The sequence below is a fragment of the Enterobacter sp. PTB genome, assembly GCF_051130085.1.
Lineage (GTDB): Bacteria > Pseudomonadota > Gammaproteobacteria > Enterobacterales > Enterobacteriaceae > Enterobacter > Enterobacter ludwigii.
In genome coordinates this window covers 145,886-162,978 of sequence record NZ_JBDKEE010000013.1, presented here as the reverse complement: position 1 = coordinate 162,978, position 17,093 = coordinate 145,886, and the positions used below count along the sequence as shown (strand labels likewise).

Annotated in this window: 16 protein-coding genes; 11 read left to right on the top strand and 5 right to left on the bottom strand. The window is 50.2% G+C overall.

Annotation, left to right across the window (positions count from 1 at the left end; genetic code table 11):
- The first annotated feature begins 275 nt into the window (after window positions 1-275).
- The 10 genes from AAIR21_RS17050 (at window position 276) to AAIR21_RS17005 (ending at window position 10,609) form a co-directional block, all read left to right on the top strand.
- On the top strand, window positions 276-1,544 hold the full coding sequence (locus AAIR21_RS17050; RefSeq protein WP_025203621.1) for an S-type pyocin domain-containing protein: 1,269 nt from the start codon (window positions 276-278) through the stop codon (window positions 1,542-1,544).
- Window positions 1,545-1,878: 334 nt separating this feature from the next.
- A complete protein-coding gene (locus tag AAIR21_RS17045; RefSeq protein WP_131631876.1) occupies window positions 1,879-3,879 on the top strand; it encodes a hypothetical protein in 2,001 nt (666 codons plus the stop codon).
- Window positions 3,866-4,492 carry a hypothetical protein gene (locus AAIR21_RS17040; protein ID WP_025203619.1) on the top strand — a complete coding sequence of 209 codons (627 nt, stop codon included), beginning with the start codon at window positions 3,866-3,868 and terminating at the stop codon, window positions 4,490-4,492. Before AAIR21_RS17045 ends, AAIR21_RS17040 begins: the two co-directional genes overlap by 14 nt.
- Window positions 4,493-4,917: 425 nt before the next feature.
- Window positions 4,918-5,229, top strand: coding sequence for a hypothetical protein (locus tag AAIR21_RS17035; protein WP_025203618.1), 312 nt, complete (start codon window positions 4,918-4,920; stop codon window positions 5,227-5,229).
- Window positions 5,230-5,288: 59 nt separating this feature from the next.
- Entirely contained in the window at window positions 5,289-5,855 is a 567-nt protein-coding gene (locus AAIR21_RS17030) for an Ail/Lom family outer membrane beta-barrel protein (protein WP_025203617.1), read from the top strand.
- Window positions 5,856-6,078: 223 nt separating this feature from the next.
- Window positions 6,079-6,723, top strand: coding sequence for a hypothetical protein (locus tag AAIR21_RS17025; RefSeq protein WP_025203616.1), 645 nt, complete (start codon window positions 6,079-6,081; stop codon window positions 6,721-6,723).
- A gap of 283 nt (window positions 6,724-7,006) precedes the next feature.
- Window positions 7,007-7,585, top strand: coding sequence for a hypothetical protein (locus tag AAIR21_RS17020; RefSeq protein ID WP_025203615.1), 579 nt, complete (start codon window positions 7,007-7,009; stop codon window positions 7,583-7,585).
- A gap of 1,001 nt (window positions 7,586-8,586) precedes the next feature.
- On the top strand, window positions 8,587-9,102 hold the full coding sequence (locus AAIR21_RS17015) for a hypothetical protein (RefSeq protein ID WP_025203614.1): 516 nt from the start codon (window positions 8,587-8,589) through the stop codon (window positions 9,100-9,102).
- Between the two features lie 816 nt (window positions 9,103-9,918).
- The gene (locus AAIR21_RS17010; protein ID WP_014170944.1) at window positions 9,919-10,158 is read left to right on the top strand and encodes a DinI family protein; all 240 of its coding nucleotides are present in this window, start codon (window positions 9,919-9,921) and stop codon (window positions 10,156-10,158) included.
- A 124-nt stretch (window positions 10,159-10,282) separates the two neighbouring features.
- The gene (locus AAIR21_RS17005) at window positions 10,283-10,609 is read left to right on the top strand and encodes an NIPSNAP family protein (RefSeq protein ID WP_113656152.1); all 327 of its coding nucleotides are present in this window, start codon (window positions 10,283-10,285) and stop codon (window positions 10,607-10,609) included.
- 305 nt (window positions 10,610-10,914) lie between these two features.
- Here AAIR21_RS17005 and AAIR21_RS17000 read toward each other — a convergent pair whose 3' ends face one another.
- The 4 genes from AAIR21_RS17000 to AAIR21_RS16985 form a co-directional block, all read right to left on the bottom strand.
- Window positions 10,915-11,265 (bottom strand): hypothetical protein, encoded by a 351-nt coding sequence (locus AAIR21_RS17000; RefSeq protein ID WP_223862567.1) that lies wholly within the window; start codon window positions 11,263-11,265, stop codon window positions 10,915-10,917.
- A gap of 118 nt (window positions 11,266-11,383) precedes the next feature.
- Complete coding sequence (locus AAIR21_RS16995; protein WP_183516138.1) at window positions 11,384-12,343, bottom strand: hypothetical protein; 960 nt, start codon at window positions 12,341-12,343, stop codon at window positions 11,384-11,386.
- A gap of 621 nt (window positions 12,344-12,964) precedes the next feature.
- Complete coding sequence (locus AAIR21_RS16990; protein WP_040018014.1) at window positions 12,965-14,152, bottom strand: MFS transporter; 1,188 nt, start codon at window positions 14,150-14,152, stop codon at window positions 12,965-12,967.
- 135 nt (window positions 14,153-14,287) lie between these two features.
- Window positions 14,288-14,548: a DUF2534 family protein gene (locus AAIR21_RS16985; RefSeq protein WP_010433451.1), complete on the bottom strand. Its 261-nt coding sequence runs from the start codon at window positions 14,546-14,548 to the stop codon at window positions 14,288-14,290.
- A 209-nt stretch (window positions 14,549-14,757) separates the two neighbouring features.
- On the opposite strand from AAIR21_RS16985, the gene eco reads away from it, so the two are divergent.
- On the top strand, window positions 14,758-15,261 hold the full coding sequence (eco, locus tag AAIR21_RS16980) for a serine protease inhibitor ecotin (RefSeq protein WP_040018015.1): 504 nt from the start codon (window positions 14,758-14,760) through the stop codon (window positions 15,259-15,261).
- A 93-nt stretch (window positions 15,262-15,354) separates the two neighbouring features.
- Here the strand turns inward: eco and mqo are convergent, their stop codons facing one another.
- On the bottom strand, window positions 15,355-17,007 hold the full coding sequence (gene mqo, locus AAIR21_RS16975; RefSeq protein WP_014170951.1) for a malate dehydrogenase (quinone): 1,653 nt from the start codon (window positions 17,005-17,007) through the stop codon (window positions 15,355-15,357).
- Window positions 17,008-17,093 lie beyond the last annotated feature (86 nt).

Here is a 17,093-nt window from a genome sequence, read left to right as displayed (position 1 = left end):
GGCCTGCCAACCGCGTGAAAGAGCTGTTGCCCTGGAACGTCAGCCTGCCTGTAAACTAAATTTTACTCTACGTCCTCAACGAGGCGCTTACCCTTCGCGCGTTTCTTCTGCCTGAGAGCCTGCACCATGAAACACCAGGCCTGACCGAAACATCCCTTGCATTGGCTTACAGTTTGTCGCTTCCTGGAGAGCGCTTCCCGTTCGTAGGATTGCGGGTTTACCCGCAGCCTGTACAGGCTGCCCCTGCAAAACAATACGCTATGGAGGCTGATATTATGCCAGGAGCTGCACGCGTTGGTGACATTGCCAGCAGTCACGACTGTTTTCCCGAAACCCCGGCGATATCCGGTAGCCCGGATATCTCCATCAACGGACGGCCCGCCTTACGGGTGGGTGATGAATGTGAGATTCATGCCTGTACCTGTCCGGGCAGCCCGCACGGTGTTCATAAACGTCAGGTGGCGAAAGGTTCATCCACGGTATCTTTTAACGGTAAACCCGCCGCCCGCATTGGTGATGAATCCGGCTGCGGCGGCGTGATTATCTCAGGCAGTAATAACGTCTTCATTGGTGATACGCCGTATCACTCCCCGATTCATGACTGTGCGGCGCAGGCGGTGCTTGCCCGAGCCCCGCTGATTGGCTTAAGCCCACAATTGCATGACCGCGTATTTGCCAAATCCACGCTGCGCGGCGAAGGGTGCACGGATGCCGGAACGGCCCCGGAGTCACAGACGCATTTCGCGCCGTTCGGCCTGTTCCAACAGATAGCTGGCGGTGGCAATAGCGCACAGGCACCGCAGACGCAACATGAACCGTCTGCCGGAGCGTTCTCCCCACAGCCGGATAATGCGCCGTGGTATCAAAAGCTGTTTTCGCCGGAGCAGGCTCCGGGGCCGAATGCGGCCCCATCGGCGGCAACCAGCACGCCACCGGATGATGACGTGTCCGGTAATCATGCCACCGCGCTGATACATTACGGCGGCGCTTTCTGTACGCCGGGGGCGTGGTCAGTCAGCAGCCCTGATGCACATGGCGGGATTTTGATTGGCATGATGCCGGGCAAGCGTGATGCCGCAGAGGCGCGGCGGGATTATCTGGACAAGGAGCAACTGACCCGGCAGGCGGCCAGTCACGAGGCCGCGCCGACGCGCGTTCGCTTCACCTGGCAGGACGGGCGCGACGGTACGACTGTTCCTGTGGGGTATCACACGCCGAAATATTGCGGGCAGGACAGTATTCCCGTTCTGCTGATGCGCCTGAACCCGCAGACCCGCCAGTATGAAGCCACGCTGCCGGGCAGGATACCCCTGACGCTGTACTGGCGTTCTGATAATACCGCCACCAGCGAAAGCACGGCTCCCGGTCAGGCTGACGGGCAGGTTATCCCGCTAAAACCACATCATGATCCCACGGCGCGCAGTACGTTCACCGTCACGCCGCAACCTCTTTTCACCGACTGCATTCTGATTATTCCGGTGGATGACATACCGCCGCTGTACGTCTTTGTGGGTCGCCGTACCGCTTCCGTTTTTTCTCATTAACACCGCCATGATGCAGGAGCACCACGACATGGAGAATATCGCACGACCACAACGCCCCTCCCCGAAGAAACCGCTACGCGTGGCCTTTCCGGTCACGAAGGATGCATGGGGCAGTGAATTTAACAATCTCGAAGAAATGATTGCCCACCTTGGCGCGGAGTCGGGTGGGCTGTTTCTGACGGGCAGCACGGGAGCGTGGCACGGTGGCATTCATATTACCGATAAAACCACGCCGTGGTGCGCACTGAGCGGCGAAGCCAGAGCGGAGCACGACAATAATCCCCGCCCGATGAACGGCGAGCAGTCAATACGCTGTATGGCAGACGGGGAGATAGTGGCGTACCGTCTGCGCCGTAATTATCTGACCCTGCCCCGCGAAAATCGGGAAGATATGGTGTTTTCTGATTCTTTCGTGCTGGTCCGGCACTATGTACAGCCGGGACCCACTGCACTTAGCGGGCTGACGTTTTACACCCTTTACATGCACCTTGCCCCGGTCCGTGCTTACACCGGAAGCGAGAATTTTTCATTTTATAAGGTCCTGAAACCCGCCGAACTGGCACCGGGGCAATACATGCTCGATAACGGTGATTTTTTCGGCACCCTGCCGCCGGGTACGCTGGTGGTCAAGGTCAAAGAAACCACCACGGCGGACGGCAGACACTTTGCCCGCGTGGTGCTGACCCGCGATGTGCATGGCACCGCGCTGAAAGAACATGATGCGGTCTGGCTTGAGGACCTGCCGGGGACGCTTGAGAAAGCCCACATAAGAAAACCCGCCACCCCGCCGTGGTGGGGAAAAACCGGAAAGCCAGAGCCTGATGTGGTACGTGTCGCCGACAGTCCCATCCCGGTCCGTGCAGGTGAAACGCTGGGGCATATGGGGTTTTACCAGACGCCGGGACTGTATGAGCACACATCGGGCTACCAGGTGCATATCGAATGCCTGTCAGCAGATGATAATCTGGTGCCCTTCCTGTCAAACCCCGAGCTGGTGGAGGCTGATGCACCGTCGGTTCTGACATGGAAACAGGGCGTGAAGGCGTACCAGAAGGGCGGTAATGGGGAAATACGCGATACGGGATTCACCGCCATGACCGATGGCGTGGTTCCTCTGACTGATGTACAGGTGGAAACCGTGGAGGGTAAGCCAGCCTATTACTGCGTAACGAACTATGGCATGTGGCTGGCTGCCGGGGATGTGCAGCGGGTATCAAAGTACGATCTCACCGGACAGGGCTTTGAAGCTTTACGGGCCACCAGCGGCACCTTTGATCTGATGTCGGGCTGGCGTCCGGCTGAAAGGCTGACCCGCCTGCTGCTGGTACGTCAGCGCGACGAGGCCGCGCGTGACCATCGGCCCGGTAATGAAAAATTTAAAGGCTGGTATCAGGAACTGATCGACCTGGTTGATGCTGACAACACGCACCCGTATATGTGTGATGATTTTGTGCACAGCATTCACCTGGCGGAATACCGGATGTGGCTGTACAAAACCATCGTGCAGCACCCTGGCGAATGGTATGCGGGTAAGGATGATAAAGTATGGAAGCCCATCATGGACAGGGCGAAGAAATACCCGGAAGAGCAGAAGTATCTGGAGTTTTGCATCGAGAACATGAATTTTATGGCGCAGGTGCCGGGCATGGAGGCGATCTCATGGTACATGCACCCGCTGGTGTTTCTGGACGCGGTGGGTGTGCGTATGGCGAAAAGCTGGGCGCACAGCCCGTTTGCGGATCTGATTGGTCATGCTGAATCGAAAAACGATTACACTACCTATAATAGGACGTATCCGCATCCAAACCCGGTTCATATAGAGGTTTACCGCAATACCACATTAACCTCAATGACAATCGGTCAGGTCATGATTGCACAGAGAAATAACGATATGTTTGCGACCGGACGATTTCAAATAACCACAGATCCATTAAAAGAAGCTGTAAAACACCTGAATTTGGATGTAAATGCTTTGTATGATGAATCAACACAGGACCATATTTTTAATGAGTATATTATCAAAGTCAAACGACCATCTATTATTTCTTATTTAGAGGGGAGTGGCAGTGTGGAGGATGCTGCATATGCCTGTGCACAGGAGTTTGCATCCGTAGGGGTTAAGCAAGGACAACCAATCAGCCCCGATAGGCACGCGATTGAACGCACTCCAGATGGTGAACCGATCAAAGATAAACATGGTCATACTATACCTAAAAAACGTTACGCCATAGAGGATGGTGTAACTTATTATAAAGGTGATGGGCTGAATAAAGCATTTATAATGCCAGATGACATGATTAATTCACTTGAGGAATCGAAAAATGAAAGCAAATAAATCACTATTGAGCTTTTTCTTTTTCTGTGCAATCCCGTTAGCTTATGGAACTCCTCAATCTGATAATTATAAAATAAAGGTTAGTCGTGGCCCCTTTGCCAACGTTCTGCATCTTTCCAATGAACAGAATGGCTATACATCTAAGTGGAAGCACATTATGCAACAGCAACTGGCAAGCGAGGTGAACTATGCTGGACATTATAGAGTGTATGTTGATTACGGTGACAACTTGCCAAATGAGTGCGGAGCTGACGCCCCATTATGTGGCTGGGTTATTGATAAAATTACGGGGATGATTGTATCAAAACTACCTGTATTTATATCAAATGAAAACGATATGAGTCATCCGAGTTTAGCGCAAGGTTGCGCAGTTTATTCACCTGAAGACGAGAATGATCCCCCTCCACCGGGGGCAATGGCCGATTTCCCATTTTTTTATCGTGACAGCACATTGTTATGGATGAACGGTACATCACTTCGGGCACCGAATCCGAACAATGATAAGTGTGAATATAAAATTTATAATTTTAAAAATAATGAATTTAAAGTTATAGGTGATGGTGATCCATCGGATGATCCACATTTTAAAAATAATGGCGTGAATATGGATTGATTTTAACTAAAATGTGATAACGAGTTAACGTTGTTCTTCGAAGCTGAACTCACCGATTTAAGGGTCTTCTTTTAGACCCTTTTCCTTATGCTGTTCTTGTAAATAAAAAGTATCTTTTTTATGTGTAAATATGTGTGTATGCTAAAATAAAAATCTGGTTTTTATATTATATAGATTACGAAAGACTTTATTTATGTTAATGACCAAAACCGCCTACGCCCGGCACAAGGGCATAAGCCGCCAGACCGTCTAAAGTTTAATGCAATAAATAATTTAACGCTCAAACCAATGAAATGATTCGTTACAAAATTTCATTGTCAAAGTAACAAGTCCCGTTATTACGATACCTAATTGCCTTTCAGGCAAGGCATGTATTTATTATTAGCGTTAATTAAACAACCATTAAACCAATAAAGGAATTACAAATGAAAGTTACTGATACATACTACCTTAACTCCGGCGAATCCGTTACTATCCCCGCAATGGCGTTTCGTCGCGCTATCGCCGTACCATTGCTACTTGCTGTTACTCAAAATCTTAAACAGTCTTCAGAGCTACAACTCTATGTTAACGGTGCTGTTGTTGCGAAAGTTAAAGCTGATGCAGGTTCGATCGAGTGTAATAACTGGACCGGATTCATCGAGTCAGGCGCATCACCAACAATTAAAGTAACCAGCAGCTCATCAAGTGGTGGAGAAACTACTCATTGCGTGACTATCCTTGTTGGTAACGCCTGATAATTTAAATTAATTGAAATGGTTGGGAAGCAATTATAACCATTAATGAAGAGGTCATTATGAAAAGCAAAGTGTCATTACTAGTTGTTTTAGTTCTTTTCCCGATCATTTTTTTATCACCTGCTTATGCTGGTACATTAGAATCATCAATAGGTTATTCATTTGGAAATTCAGGCGACATTAACAGCCCAAAAGGTTTTAATGTTAAATACGGTTATAGGTGGGATGATGCCTTAGGTGTAATAACTTCATTTACGTACATGCATTCTGATAATGACTCTTTTTCAACTGATAACAACATAAAATTAAAAAACGAACAAACCACCTCTTATTATTCCTTTGGGGTAGGTCCAAGCTATAAGGTCAGCGACTATATCGGGGTATATGGTCTGCTTGGTCTTAGTCACATTAGCAATGAATACAAATCCACGTATCTGAGTTCTGGCGATAGTTACTGGCACAAAGATAACAATAGCACTAACTTTATGTATGGCATGGGTCTTAACTTTTATCTGCCATATGATATCATGGTTAATGCAGGATATGAGAGAACAAGTTTTGATACCATAAACAGTGACAATAACCACCTGAATACTTTCAACATTAACATTGGATACAAGTGGTAATATATTTCAGTTCAGTTATTCCAGGGACTGCTTCGGCAGTCCTTTTTATATTGGGCTAAAAATAATCACTGGATATTGAGGCTGAACGCTATGACAACCACTCAAGGAGAGGCAAAAACCGAGCATTCAGAAAATAAAATGTAGTGTAATCTTTAATGGTAGTTTATCTGTCCCGGTAACCACAAAAATCACCATTCCAGTATTGAGGATCTCCTGAGTGCTCATGACCAAAACCGCCTATGCCCGGCACAAGGGCATAAGCCGCCAGACCGTTTATGACCGTATCGCCAGAGGTGAGCTTGTGCTGGTGGGGTCAAAAATCGATGTGGAGGCCTCAGAGCAGAAGCTGAAAAATTGCCAGCCCGTTCACCCGTGGCATGATCCGGATAAAAAGCTGGTGATTTCGCCCAGGGCGGCGATGCTCTCAAACGACGGGGATTTATCTGATGCCCGTGACCAGACGCTTACTGTGACGGTGCAGGAGGCGGCGGATATGGTGCGGATGCTCGATGATGTGTATCCACCCGCCGACAACGAGGACGCATTGCGGGAGCGGGTGCTTGACGCATCGGAGGCGCTGGGGCTGGAAGTGCGCACCGTGGATATTGACGGCGACGAAGAGCACATTATCGGCATTGAGCTTTACGACCCGGAACAGGACAAGGTTATCAGCCGCTATGACTCCCCGTTCTTTGAGCTTGAAGCGCTGACCTTTCTCCGCTGGCTGGTGGTCACAAAGCGCCTGGATGATGCTGACCTCACGAACGTCAGCAAGGCCGGGCTGGCGGCGCTGTCAGAGCCATTCGTGACCAGCGTACAGGCAGTCTACGCTGACCGTTTTGACTCCGATGAAGATGACGGACAATAACGCAGCTGCGGAAGGTTGACACTTTTTTGCGCAATCCATTCCGAATTAATGCTATTAAATACAATGTGTTACCCATTAAAGTGTCAGGGAAAAATGCGAATATTCAGAAAACTGCGCAAAAACGAAACGGGCTGCACAGTGTAAACCAGCCGCAAAGCCCCGCCGGGACTGCTCCTGCGGGAAAAGTGTCAGGTGTAAAGTGCGCAGTAAAAGGTCAGAATTGCCATATAATTTCGTATATGTTTTTCTGGCGAACCCGTAAAAGTGTCAACCGGAGGCAGCCTTGCGCAGACAAAGACGGCAGTACACAACGGAACTTCCCTGCACTGGTACGGTGTTTCTGGCCCGCATCCGCTTAAATCTGGAGAACGCCCCGCAGGGGAGGCAGATTTACACGGATACCGCCAGCGGGCGGCTGTATGCTTTCCGCGATGAAGACGGCTATACCCTTTCCATCGGCGGCAAAGCCCACGCTCTGGAGCTGACTGCCACACAGGCGGGTTATGGACTCCGCTACTGGTATGCATGCCCCCGGTGCGCCCGGCGCTGTAGCAAGCTGTATATTGGTCGTCAGGATGTGGCCTGTCGGCAATGCTGGGATCTGCACTATGAAAGCCAGAGCGAGGACGCAGAGCACCGAATGATGCGGGCAGTGCGCCGTAAGCGCCTGGCATTGTGGGGAACGAGTGAGCCTTACGCGGAGTTAATGAACCTCGGACTGTCTGCAAATCTGTTCTTTAAACCAAAGGGAATGCACTGGCGTACCTTTGAAGCGCAGCAGGAAGCGCTGCGTGCGTTTGAAAGCCTGTTCTGGCAGCGTAAGCTGGTTATTCTGCGGAGACGTTTTCCAGGGGCATTCTGAACGGTGTCGTGTTTGTCTCATACCGTCAATGTTGTTCGCCATAGCTGGCACGCCGGGGGGGAATAACCGGGCGTTAACCGCGCCAGCCACAGACACCGCGCCCCCTCTCACGCACAGAAAAAATCCCCTTTTGCAAGATATTAACATGTTAATAGGCTGCGCCCGTGATTTATGCTCTATCCTCATGATTTTGTTTGGTAAAAATGGCATTTCTGATTGTGCTAATGGGGTATTAACATGTTAACAGCCTATAAACATGTTAACAGGCCATCCAGCTACCGACAGACCACCTGAGTGATTAACTGTAACGCCCACCAGCCAACGGAATTACAGAAAGACCATTGAAGCCGTCATAATGCAGATCGCCGCCGCGAGAAAGCGTCACCACGACCACATGACCGCCGGGCCGTTCGAGTGGAAGCGACCAGCAACGCCGCGCCGATGATTTTGAACCTGACTCTAAATTGCTTTGGTTGGTGTATTAATTTCCGAAAATCGCGTGTGGCAAGGGCTGCGGCAAAACAACTAAACAACAACCAGCCTCTGTAAAAGGCTCATAAATCGCGCCAGCTTGCGACGCTGCCGCCCCGCATGAGGCCGACATGTCGGAAAGGACCCGGAAAAAATTCAGGCAGCATCAGGGGCTGTGGTGATGAACATTTTTTGAACGATTAAACATCCTTGTAAAGCGACGGGGAATGATCCACATAGTGGAAATGTCGCAGAAACAGGTTATCCCGCGCCATAGCAGACCTGCGGGCAGGAAATTGCAGTTTTGCCAGAAAAGACGAAATGCCGCATTTTTTCGATCTCTCGGAGAGGTGAAGCGGCAATGTGCGGAATCACGGGAAATAATGAGGAATGAGGCGGCTTACAGCCCGAAAATCTCGGAGTATCATCCGGCTGTAACCCGCATTCCACCGTTCACATACTTCCGCGGACTTTTTGGGGTCTGGTGTCCGCCTGTTAATTTTTGCCATTGACGCGCTGAGAGGTGAAAAATGAAGGCATTAGCCGATGCTGAAAACGGCTTCCGGTTTAAGGGGATCTGGTGGACGGAGGCGACGCTTACCGACGTGTTACGGACGGTGCTGACCCTGCACCGGGCCATGAGTAATCGCCGGGTGGCGTTTCACTTTGGCGTAACGGAAAAAGCCGTCAGAAAATTGCGGGAGCGCAGCCAGGCCGCCGACAGGGTGATTATGCGCCTGACGGCAGAAGCGAAGCGTGGCAAGGAGAAAGCCGCCCGGTACTGTGAGCGGGACTGGTTCTACAGCTACCCGAAGGACCGCGAAGCCCGAAAAACCCTTGTCGCCGCTGAAGCCGAAAGGGACCGACAGCAGGACATCCGGTATGTGCAGAAAAAACGCCGGGCAGCGGCTGGTGCGGCACGTTTCAGGCAGATAAGAGCACAGCGGCGTACTGCTGTGCAGGGCTGCAAGCGTTCAGGGCTAACGCAGGTACTGACGGCGGAAAGCCTAGGGTGTTCGGTGCGTACCGTCCGGCGGTACTGGTGAACAGTCGGTAACCTAACGGCTGCTTATCACGCAGGTAACAGGTTATAAAGGTGGGGCTTCTTTTTTCGGGAAAAACAAATCGCGGGAGGAGATCAAAAATGGGTCCTTCCTGGCTGTTTTTTATTTCACGAGCATTGCGCACCGTGGGACATTCCCAGCTAAAAATTTTGGATTTTGTGTCCCATGTCCCACGCGCATACTTATGCATAATCTTCTGTAAGTATTGTTGCGGCTGGATTTATGCTCTTTAGTCCGTGGGACATTTTACGGAACATGTCCCATAGCAATGTCCCATGCCTCATACAACCGGGGGAGCGAACATCTTTGTTCTGTTAACCTGCCGAGGATACCATTCAGACATTTTTTAACAGGATAATGGGAACCTTTTTCGGGCTAGCGTGTATGTCAAATAATGCTAACTCCTGCGTTGTATTTGTGCAAAAAATGCTTTCTTAAACTGATCGGATCTCTGGTGTTAAGAGACCATTTCGGGCAAGGGTGTTATTGGCCTAAATCATGATGACTTTGAGCTGATGTTATACGTTAAGTTATACGATGCCATTACAAAGTTAATTACATTAAATAAAATCATACACATAACCAATAAATTCAAATCTTCTCGTGCGACCAAAAATACTCTTTAAAACCAGCCGGTTATGGCTGGTTTTTTTATTGCTTCATTTCTGCTGGGAATCATTACCTGTAGTTTCAGCACCAACGGTCGACACCTCCCCCTTAAAACACTCCGCCACGCTTGACGCTGTATATTTTTACAGTAAAAATACCTCCCCCACTTGAAGTTATTACGGAGGTTTTATGTTTGTTGAGTTGGTTTACGATAAGCGAAATGTTCAGGGCCTGGATGGAGCCAGAGAAATTATATTGGCCGAGCTTACGAAGCGAGTGCATAACATCTTCCCTGATGCTGAAGTGAAGGTTAAGCCTATGCAGGCTAACGGACTCAATAGCGATGCCAGCAAAAGCGATCGTGAAAAGTTGAACCGCATGCTGGAGGATATGTTTGAAGAGTCTGATATGTGGCTTACAAATGAATAAATTTCTTTGAAGCCCTCATATCGAATGTACTGGCGCGGACTTTAGCTGATAATTTTCCTTTGTGTAACACAATAACATTGGACAATCGACTTAGTGCGATACACCAACGTCTGGAGCAGTGATGATGAAAACAGTCGAGATACTGCAATACAATTTACACAAAGGCACCGGAGCAGTTTTTCATAACGTCATGGCAGAAATTAGCGTTCCCCTTCATCAACGCCACGGCATCGATGTGGTGTCGTTTGGTAACTCTTTGCACGATCTTGATTGCTACTATCTCATTCGAGCCTTTGAAAGTATTGAAAATATGAATACAGTGCTTAATTCTTTCTACGCGAGCGCAGACTGGCGCTGCGGGCCTCGTGCGTCCATCATTGACTGCATCGAAACAAGCATTAAGACAGTAATTGATCTGCCACGAGTAAGTGTGGATGGGCTACGAGTGTAAGTCCAAATCTATTACGTCGCGATTGAGCGTTTACTGCCATATTAGGTTTGGTTCGGTGCATTGAGACAGCCAAAACAAGTCTGAGCTGATACATATCTAACCCTGCCCTGATCCCCATTGATTAACACACCGCGATGTTTGTAATGTCTTCATAAGCCACATGAGGACATCCCCAAGAAGCGTTTTTCCGACCAACATATTCTTGAAAACCAACCCTTCCGGGTTGTTTTTTTATTTCTGCAAAGAGAAATGGGTGTCATGTCACTCACTGGAAAAAAAGGGGCCCGTTTAGGCCCCCTGATGCGCTACTGTTTCACTTTGGCCTTTTCCTCATTGATGACGTTTAACGCTGCTGCGGTGCAATCACCCTGAGCGATCCTGAGCGTGCCCGCCTGTTGGCGTTGCTCCAACAATGCGGAAAGCGTGTTGTAAACTTTCGTTTCGTGGTGGGCCTGTGCATAGCCCAACGCCTCGCAGATTTGAAAATCTGACATTGCCGCAACACGTTTACCATTCCCCCCCATGAAAGGCCGGGTGCTTAATGCATCCGTTTCGGGTTGGGAAGCAATGCTACATGCTGTTGTAGTCACCGCTGCCAGAATGAATAATATCCACTGAGCCTTTTTCATCAGTAACACTTTTTTTAAGGGTTTCACTTAAAATACTTCCCAAATTCGACATGTTGTCGCCTGATTTCTTTCAGGTTTGCCACTATTCCAGCCATACACCAGCCACTGACAACCCCCAAAAACCACCCCATCAAGAGATTGACTATCACCAGTGACCCACGTTTCTGGAGCCAGACTGAGCGCTACCACCACCAATATGATTGCCACCGCCTAAGCCGTGGGCGCTGTTGCTGTTGGCTGCATTGTTGCTGCCGTTCCCCGTTCCATGCTCATGCCGTGAGTTATTACGGCTATGATCGCTTCCCTGACGCTGAGAGACGATCAACGCGTCTACATGCGGAACTGCGATTTGCACATTCGGATCGACTTTGGCGATCTCCCCTGCGGTGGTGGTAGTGGTGACACCATTAACCGTGATATTCACAGGCGCCCCCGGCTTCATACTGGACACAGCAACGTTAATCGAGCCCGTGTCTTTTGTTATGGCAACACTTGTAACGTTATCAGGTGCTTTCGTGGTGGCTGGAGTATGAGTAAGCGAGGGCGCAGTAACCGCCGTGCCAGCGGGTAAGGCTGGACCTGTTGTCGCTTGCTGCATAGACACCACTGCGGCGCGGTAAGTTGTGCCTGTGATTTGTGGCGCAGCCACTGCAGACGTTTTGGTGGCGTCAGGGGTGTTAACGGCAGTTCCTGCAGGTAAGGCTGGCCCTGTTGTGACTTGCTGCATTGAAATCACAGCGTTCCGGTAAGTCGTGCCCGTAATGTGTGGCGTTTTCTGCTGCAGGGGTTGCGGCGCTCTTTGTGTTACAGGTCGCGGCGCATCGGGAGCCATTTCAGTTGCCTGTACTGCATTAATACGATCGCCTGCAGTGCGTAAGCTGTTTTCGATGTCCCCTAAACGGGCCATATTTTCAGGTGAACGGTCGGCATTGTAAGCCTTTAATGCAGCCTGCTTATCCTCCATGGCCTGATTGGCTTCATTGCGAATCGACTGAATAGCAGTGGCTTTTTCATCCATGGTCATGAAATTAGAAGCGAAGGCGTTCACACTTCCGCATGAAAGCGCAATTATTACGCATAAAGAAATGATTGAATGGCGGTTCATTACAATAATTACCTTTAATTTATGTTAAGGGAAAACAGAAACAACAATTAACTACCCCGGCACATGTCGGGGACTTTTTTCAATAAACGAAACAAGCACTTCAAACCGCGCATAATAACGACTGTAAACGATTACACTTTTGATATTTATCAATATCCCTAATTCAAATCGTAGAAATAACAATCAACTCAACCACTACATTTCCCTGTTAATTCGCTTCAAAACATCTCTATTGTTATCGCAACAAATAATTTTTTAGTGGATGACACTAAGATGGTGAATTTTTCCGGTTCATTATCCTGCATAAAAAAGTGAAATAATGTTTCAGTGCACGTGCATTGACGTAACGAAAGCATCCCTCCTCTGGATAAAGCGCCCTGTCCCTGCATAGCTGGTGTGGCCCCAAGCCAGACACCGTCAGCAATGCAGAGAGGAATACATGCCCGGATTTCACGCGATAAGAGGTGTGATAATTGAACAACGTGGCGGTATAGCAGGGGGGCTAATTACAGAGGCAGGAATTTATTGCAATGGATGACAGGGCTGGTTGAATCAGCATAAATACTGTCCAGCCCAGATTCGTACGACTAAAAAAAGAAAAGCATTTTAATAACCGTATTCTTACCGCACTTCGGCAGGCGTTTTACGCAGATAAAGCAGCGTCAGCAAACAAATCACCGCGCCGGCATAAAAGGTATATTCTGCGCCCCACAGTTCCCAGATAGCGCCGGCACCCACGCTGGCCATCAGTAACCCGACCCCGCTGACCATACTGAAAAGACCAAACGCCGTACCGCGCAAATCCGCAGGTGCTGTTTTGGCCACCATAGCGGCCAGCAGCCCCTGAGTCATCCCCATATGCATGCCCCAGAGCGCAACGCCAATAATAATACCGGTCCAGTGGGTACTCAGGGCCAGAACGATATCAGCGGCAATCAATACGACTAGCCCCCACTGCAGAAGCCGGGTATGGCTCATACCATCAGAGAGTTTGCCAAACGGATAGGCCGAGAAAGAATAGATCACGTTCATCACCACCATCACCAGCGGGATTAAGGCCAGGGGAACGCCAGACTGTTGCGCACGGAGGACAAGAAAAGCCTCGCTAAAACGTGCCAGTGTGAATACCGCCCCCAGGCCAATGACCCACCAGCACGATTTTCCCAGCCGCGTTAAATTCTCTCTTTTGATGGGATTAGTGCGTTTATGTTCAACAGGGGTTTTCGGCTCCTTCAGGCCGAAATACAGCAGCGCAACCGAAAGAAAGCCGGGGATCAGGGCTATCCAGAAAACCGCGCGAAAATCATTATGTAGCAGCAGCATTAACCCCACGGCCAGTAGTGGCCCCAGAAATGCGCCGGTGGTATCCATAGACTGACGCAGGCCATATGCCGCCCCACGCAGTTCCGGCGGGGTGATATCTGCGACCAGTGCATCCCGTGGAGCACCGCGGATCCCCTTCCCCGCACGATCCATCAGGCGCGCGCCTAAAACCATCCCCGAAGAGGATGCGAGGGCGAAAAAGGGTTTGCTCAGCGCACCGAGGCCATACCCGAGTAGCGCCAGCCCTTTACGCTTGCCAAGATAGTCGCTAATCGCCCCCGAAAAGACTTTGATAAAGAGAGCGGTAGCCTCCGCAAGCCCTTCAATCAGGCCGATAACCAACACGCTCGTTCCAAGCGTAGTCACCATAAACAGTGGAAGCAGGCTGTGAATACTCTCTGACGAGATGTCCATCAACATACTGACGCCACCCACTACCCAGACCCCACGAGGGATCCGGCTGAGTACCGTAAATCTGGAAAGCATCTGTAACTCCTGCTCTGAAAATAGTGGCCTGACTGCTTACAGAATAGGATACGACGGATTAAAAACCTGAGGAAGAACAACGAGCCAATAAAAAAGCCAGCGCTCAGGCTGGCTTTTTTATCGCAGGAAAGGCGTTTAGTGTTTATCACGCCCACCCAGGAAGAAAATGCCCAGCGGAATGGCAAGCAGCACGGTGAACACCAGGCTATAAACAAAGATCATCGCTGATTGCAGGACATACATGCTGGTCGTCCAGGCAGAGAGAGGAATGTTGTACTGTTCAATAACGCCAACAATGGTTGCCCGCCCAACGCACGCGGCAGCAATCATAAACACAACCAGTAGCGCCAACAGGAACTTGCGGCCTTCAGGTGTTTTCAGTTTTGCACGTACCATCTCTCTCTTCCCTTCACAGATGAATAACATTATGTGGTACTTAAAATAACACGATCTGCTGCCAGACTCCAACGCAGTACAAACAACCACTCATTGCGCATGAACAGAGTTTTATACGCTGCCAATATTGAAAATGTAAGTAAATTACACTAACCATTCACGAACATTATGTTAACCTGTGCCTGATAGTTTGACATAAAGGAATGACTGTGAAAAAAGCACCTCAATTTGCCATTGCCCTGATTGCCGCCGCATGCGTTAGCACCAGCGCTTTCGCCAGCGACACCCCTAAAGCGCAGCCTCTGGAAAAAGTAGCGCCTTATCCGCAAGCGGAAAAAGGGATGAAACGTCAGGTCATTCAGTTACCCGCTCAGCAGGATGAAGCGAATTTCAAAGTGGAACTGTTAATTGGCCAGACGCTGGAAGTGGACTGCAACCAGCACCGTCTGGGCGGTCAGCTGGAAAGCAAAACCCTGGAAGGTTGGGGCTACGACTATTACGTCTTTGATAAAGTGACGTCTCCGGTTTCGACCATGATGGCCTGCCCGGATGGCAAGAAAGAGAAGAAATTTGTTACCGCGTATCTGGGTGACAACAGTCTGCTGCGCTATAACAGTAAGCTGCCAATCGTCGTTTATACGCCTGCAAACGTGGAAGTGAAATATCGCGTGTGGAAGGCGGAAGAAGAGACGGGCACCGCAGAAGTCCGTTAAGGATAAGCCGGGTCGCGATTTCGCCTGACCCGGCCATGATACTGTGCGGTTTAATAAGCCGGGTAAGCGCTAACGCTACCCGGCTTTATCACATCAGAGTGCGATATCCGCGACCGGTTTGTTTTCCGCCTGAGGCTTCAGCTCTGCCTTCGGTGCTGCGTCAGCAGCAGCTTGCGGCTTCACATATTGCAGCTGCAGAACGCGGCTGGTGTATTCCAGTTCCTGTTCCGTCGCGTCAACGTTACCGTTCAGCTTAGTGCCGTAAGAAGGAATAATGGTTTTCAGTTTTGCCTGCCATTCCGGGCTGGCAACTTTGTCTTTAAACACTTTTTCCATCAGATGCAGCATGATTGGCGCAGCGGTAGAAGCCCCCGGTGACGCACCCAGCAGCGCAGCAACAGTGCCTTCTTTGTCACTGACCACTTCGGTACCCAGACGCAGTACACCGCCCTCTTTCGGATCGCGTTTGATGATCTGTACACGCTGACCCGCCTGCCACAAACGCCAGTCTTCTTTCTTCGCCTGCGGATAGTACTCTTTCAGCGCGTCAAAGCGTTCATCGTCAGAGAGCATCACCTGGCTAATCAGGTATTTCACCAGATCGAAGTTATCGAGACCGACGTCCATCATGGGCTTAACGTTAGAGGTGGTGGTCGCACTCAGCAGGTCCCAGAGGGAACCGTTTTTCAGGAACTTCGTGGAGAAGGTCGCGAATGGCCCGAACAGCACCACACGTTTACCGTCAAGCACGCGGGTGTCGATGTGCGGAACGGACATGGGTGGCGCACCAACGGAAGCCTGACCGTAGACTTTTGCCAGGTGACGATTCACCACTTCCGGGTTTTCAGACACCAGGAACTGACCGCCCACCGGGAAGCCTGCGTAATCGTCCGCTTCCGGAATACCGGTTTCCTGCAGCAGTTTCAGCGCCGCGCCGCCCGCACCAATAAAGACAAACTTCGCCTTGATGACGTGCTCTTCTTCATTGTGTTTCAGATCGGCAACGGTCACGCTCCAGCTGTTATCCGCATTGCGCTTAAAGCCACGCACTTCGGTGCTGAGCTGCAGATTAAAGTTCTCTTTTTTCTGCAGGGAACCTACCAGCTGGCGGGTAATTTCGCCGTAGTTCACGTCAGTACCAATTTCAGTACGAGTCGCGGCGACTTTCTGGTTCGGGTCACGACCTTCCATGACCAGCGGAGCCCACTCTTTAATCTGCGCGTGATCTTCGGAGTATTTCATGCCGCGGAACAGCGTGCTCTGCTGCAGAGCCGCATAGCGCGCACGCAGGAAGTTAACGTTCTGCTCGCCCCACACAAAGCTCATGTGCGGCACGGTGTTGATGAAGGAGTGCGGATCGTGCATTACGCCGCTGTTCACCTGGTGAGACCAGAACTGGCGAGAAATCTGGAATGCTTCGTTGATCTCAACCGCCTTCTCGATACTAATGGAACCGTCCTTTTTCTGCGGTGTGTAGTTCAGTTCCATGAGTGCCGAATGGCCCGTACCGGCGTTGTTCCAGCCATTCGAGCTCTCCTGCGCCACGCCATCGAGGCGCTCGACCATGGTCATAGACCAGTCCGGCTGCAGTTCTTGCAGATAGGTTCCCAGCGTGGCGCTCATAATACCGCCACCAATTAAAAGGACGTCCGTTTCCTGCTCTTTTGGCGTGTCAGCTTTTGCCGCCATTGAGACGGTATTCAGCCCCACGGCCAGAGACAAGAGCATGGCAGTCATTTTTTTCATAATTTATGCCTTAGTGTAAAAGTGCGTGATGCGTGGAAATTGCAGGTGAAAAAAGCTGCGCGGGAACGGTAACAACTTTTAAATGG

What these genes read in the sequence shown, in the direction of transcription:
- AAIR21_RS17050 (WP_025203621.1), top strand. Translation starts at nt 276, where the DNA reads ATGCCAGGAGCTGCACGCGTTGGTGACATTGCCAGCAGTCACGACTGT.
- AAIR21_RS17040 (WP_025203619.1), top strand. Translation starts at nt 3,866, where the DNA reads ATGAAAGCAAATAAATCACTATTGAGCTTTTTCTTTTTCTGTGCAATC.
- AAIR21_RS17035 (WP_025203618.1), top strand. Translation starts at nt 4,918, where the DNA reads ATGAAAGTTACTGATACATACTACCTTAACTCCGGCGAATCCGTTACT.
- AAIR21_RS17030 (WP_025203617.1), top strand. Translation starts at nt 5,289, where the DNA reads ATGAAAAGCAAAGTGTCATTACTAGTTGTTTTAGTTCTTTTCCCGATC.
- AAIR21_RS17025 (WP_025203616.1), top strand. Translation starts at nt 6,079, where the DNA reads ATGACCAAAACCGCCTATGCCCGGCACAAGGGCATAAGCCGCCAGACC.
- AAIR21_RS17015 (WP_025203614.1), top strand. Translation starts at nt 8,587, where the DNA reads ATGAAGGCATTAGCCGATGCTGAAAACGGCTTCCGGTTTAAGGGGATC.
- AAIR21_RS17010 (WP_014170944.1), top strand. Translation starts at nt 9,919, where the DNA reads ATGTTTGTTGAGTTGGTTTACGATAAGCGAAATGTTCAGGGCCTGGAT.
- AAIR21_RS17005 (WP_113656152.1), top strand. Translation starts at nt 10,283, where the DNA reads ATGAAAACAGTCGAGATACTGCAATACAATTTACACAAAGGCACCGGA.
- AAIR21_RS16995 (WP_183516138.1), bottom strand. Translation starts at nt 12,343, where the DNA reads ATGAACCGCCATTCAATCATTTCTTTATGCGTAATAATTGCGCTTTCA.
- AAIR21_RS16990 (WP_040018014.1), bottom strand. Translation starts at nt 14,152, where the DNA reads ATGCTTTCCAGATTTACGGTACTCAGCCGGATCCCTCGTGGGGTCTGG.
- AAIR21_RS16985 (WP_010433451.1), bottom strand. Translation starts at nt 14,548, where the DNA reads ATGGTACGTGCAAAACTGAAAACACCTGAAGGCCGCAAGTTCCTGTTG.
- mqo (WP_014170951.1), bottom strand. Translation starts at nt 17,007, where the DNA reads ATGAAAAAAATGACTGCCATGCTCTTGTCTCTGGCCGTGGGGCTGAAT.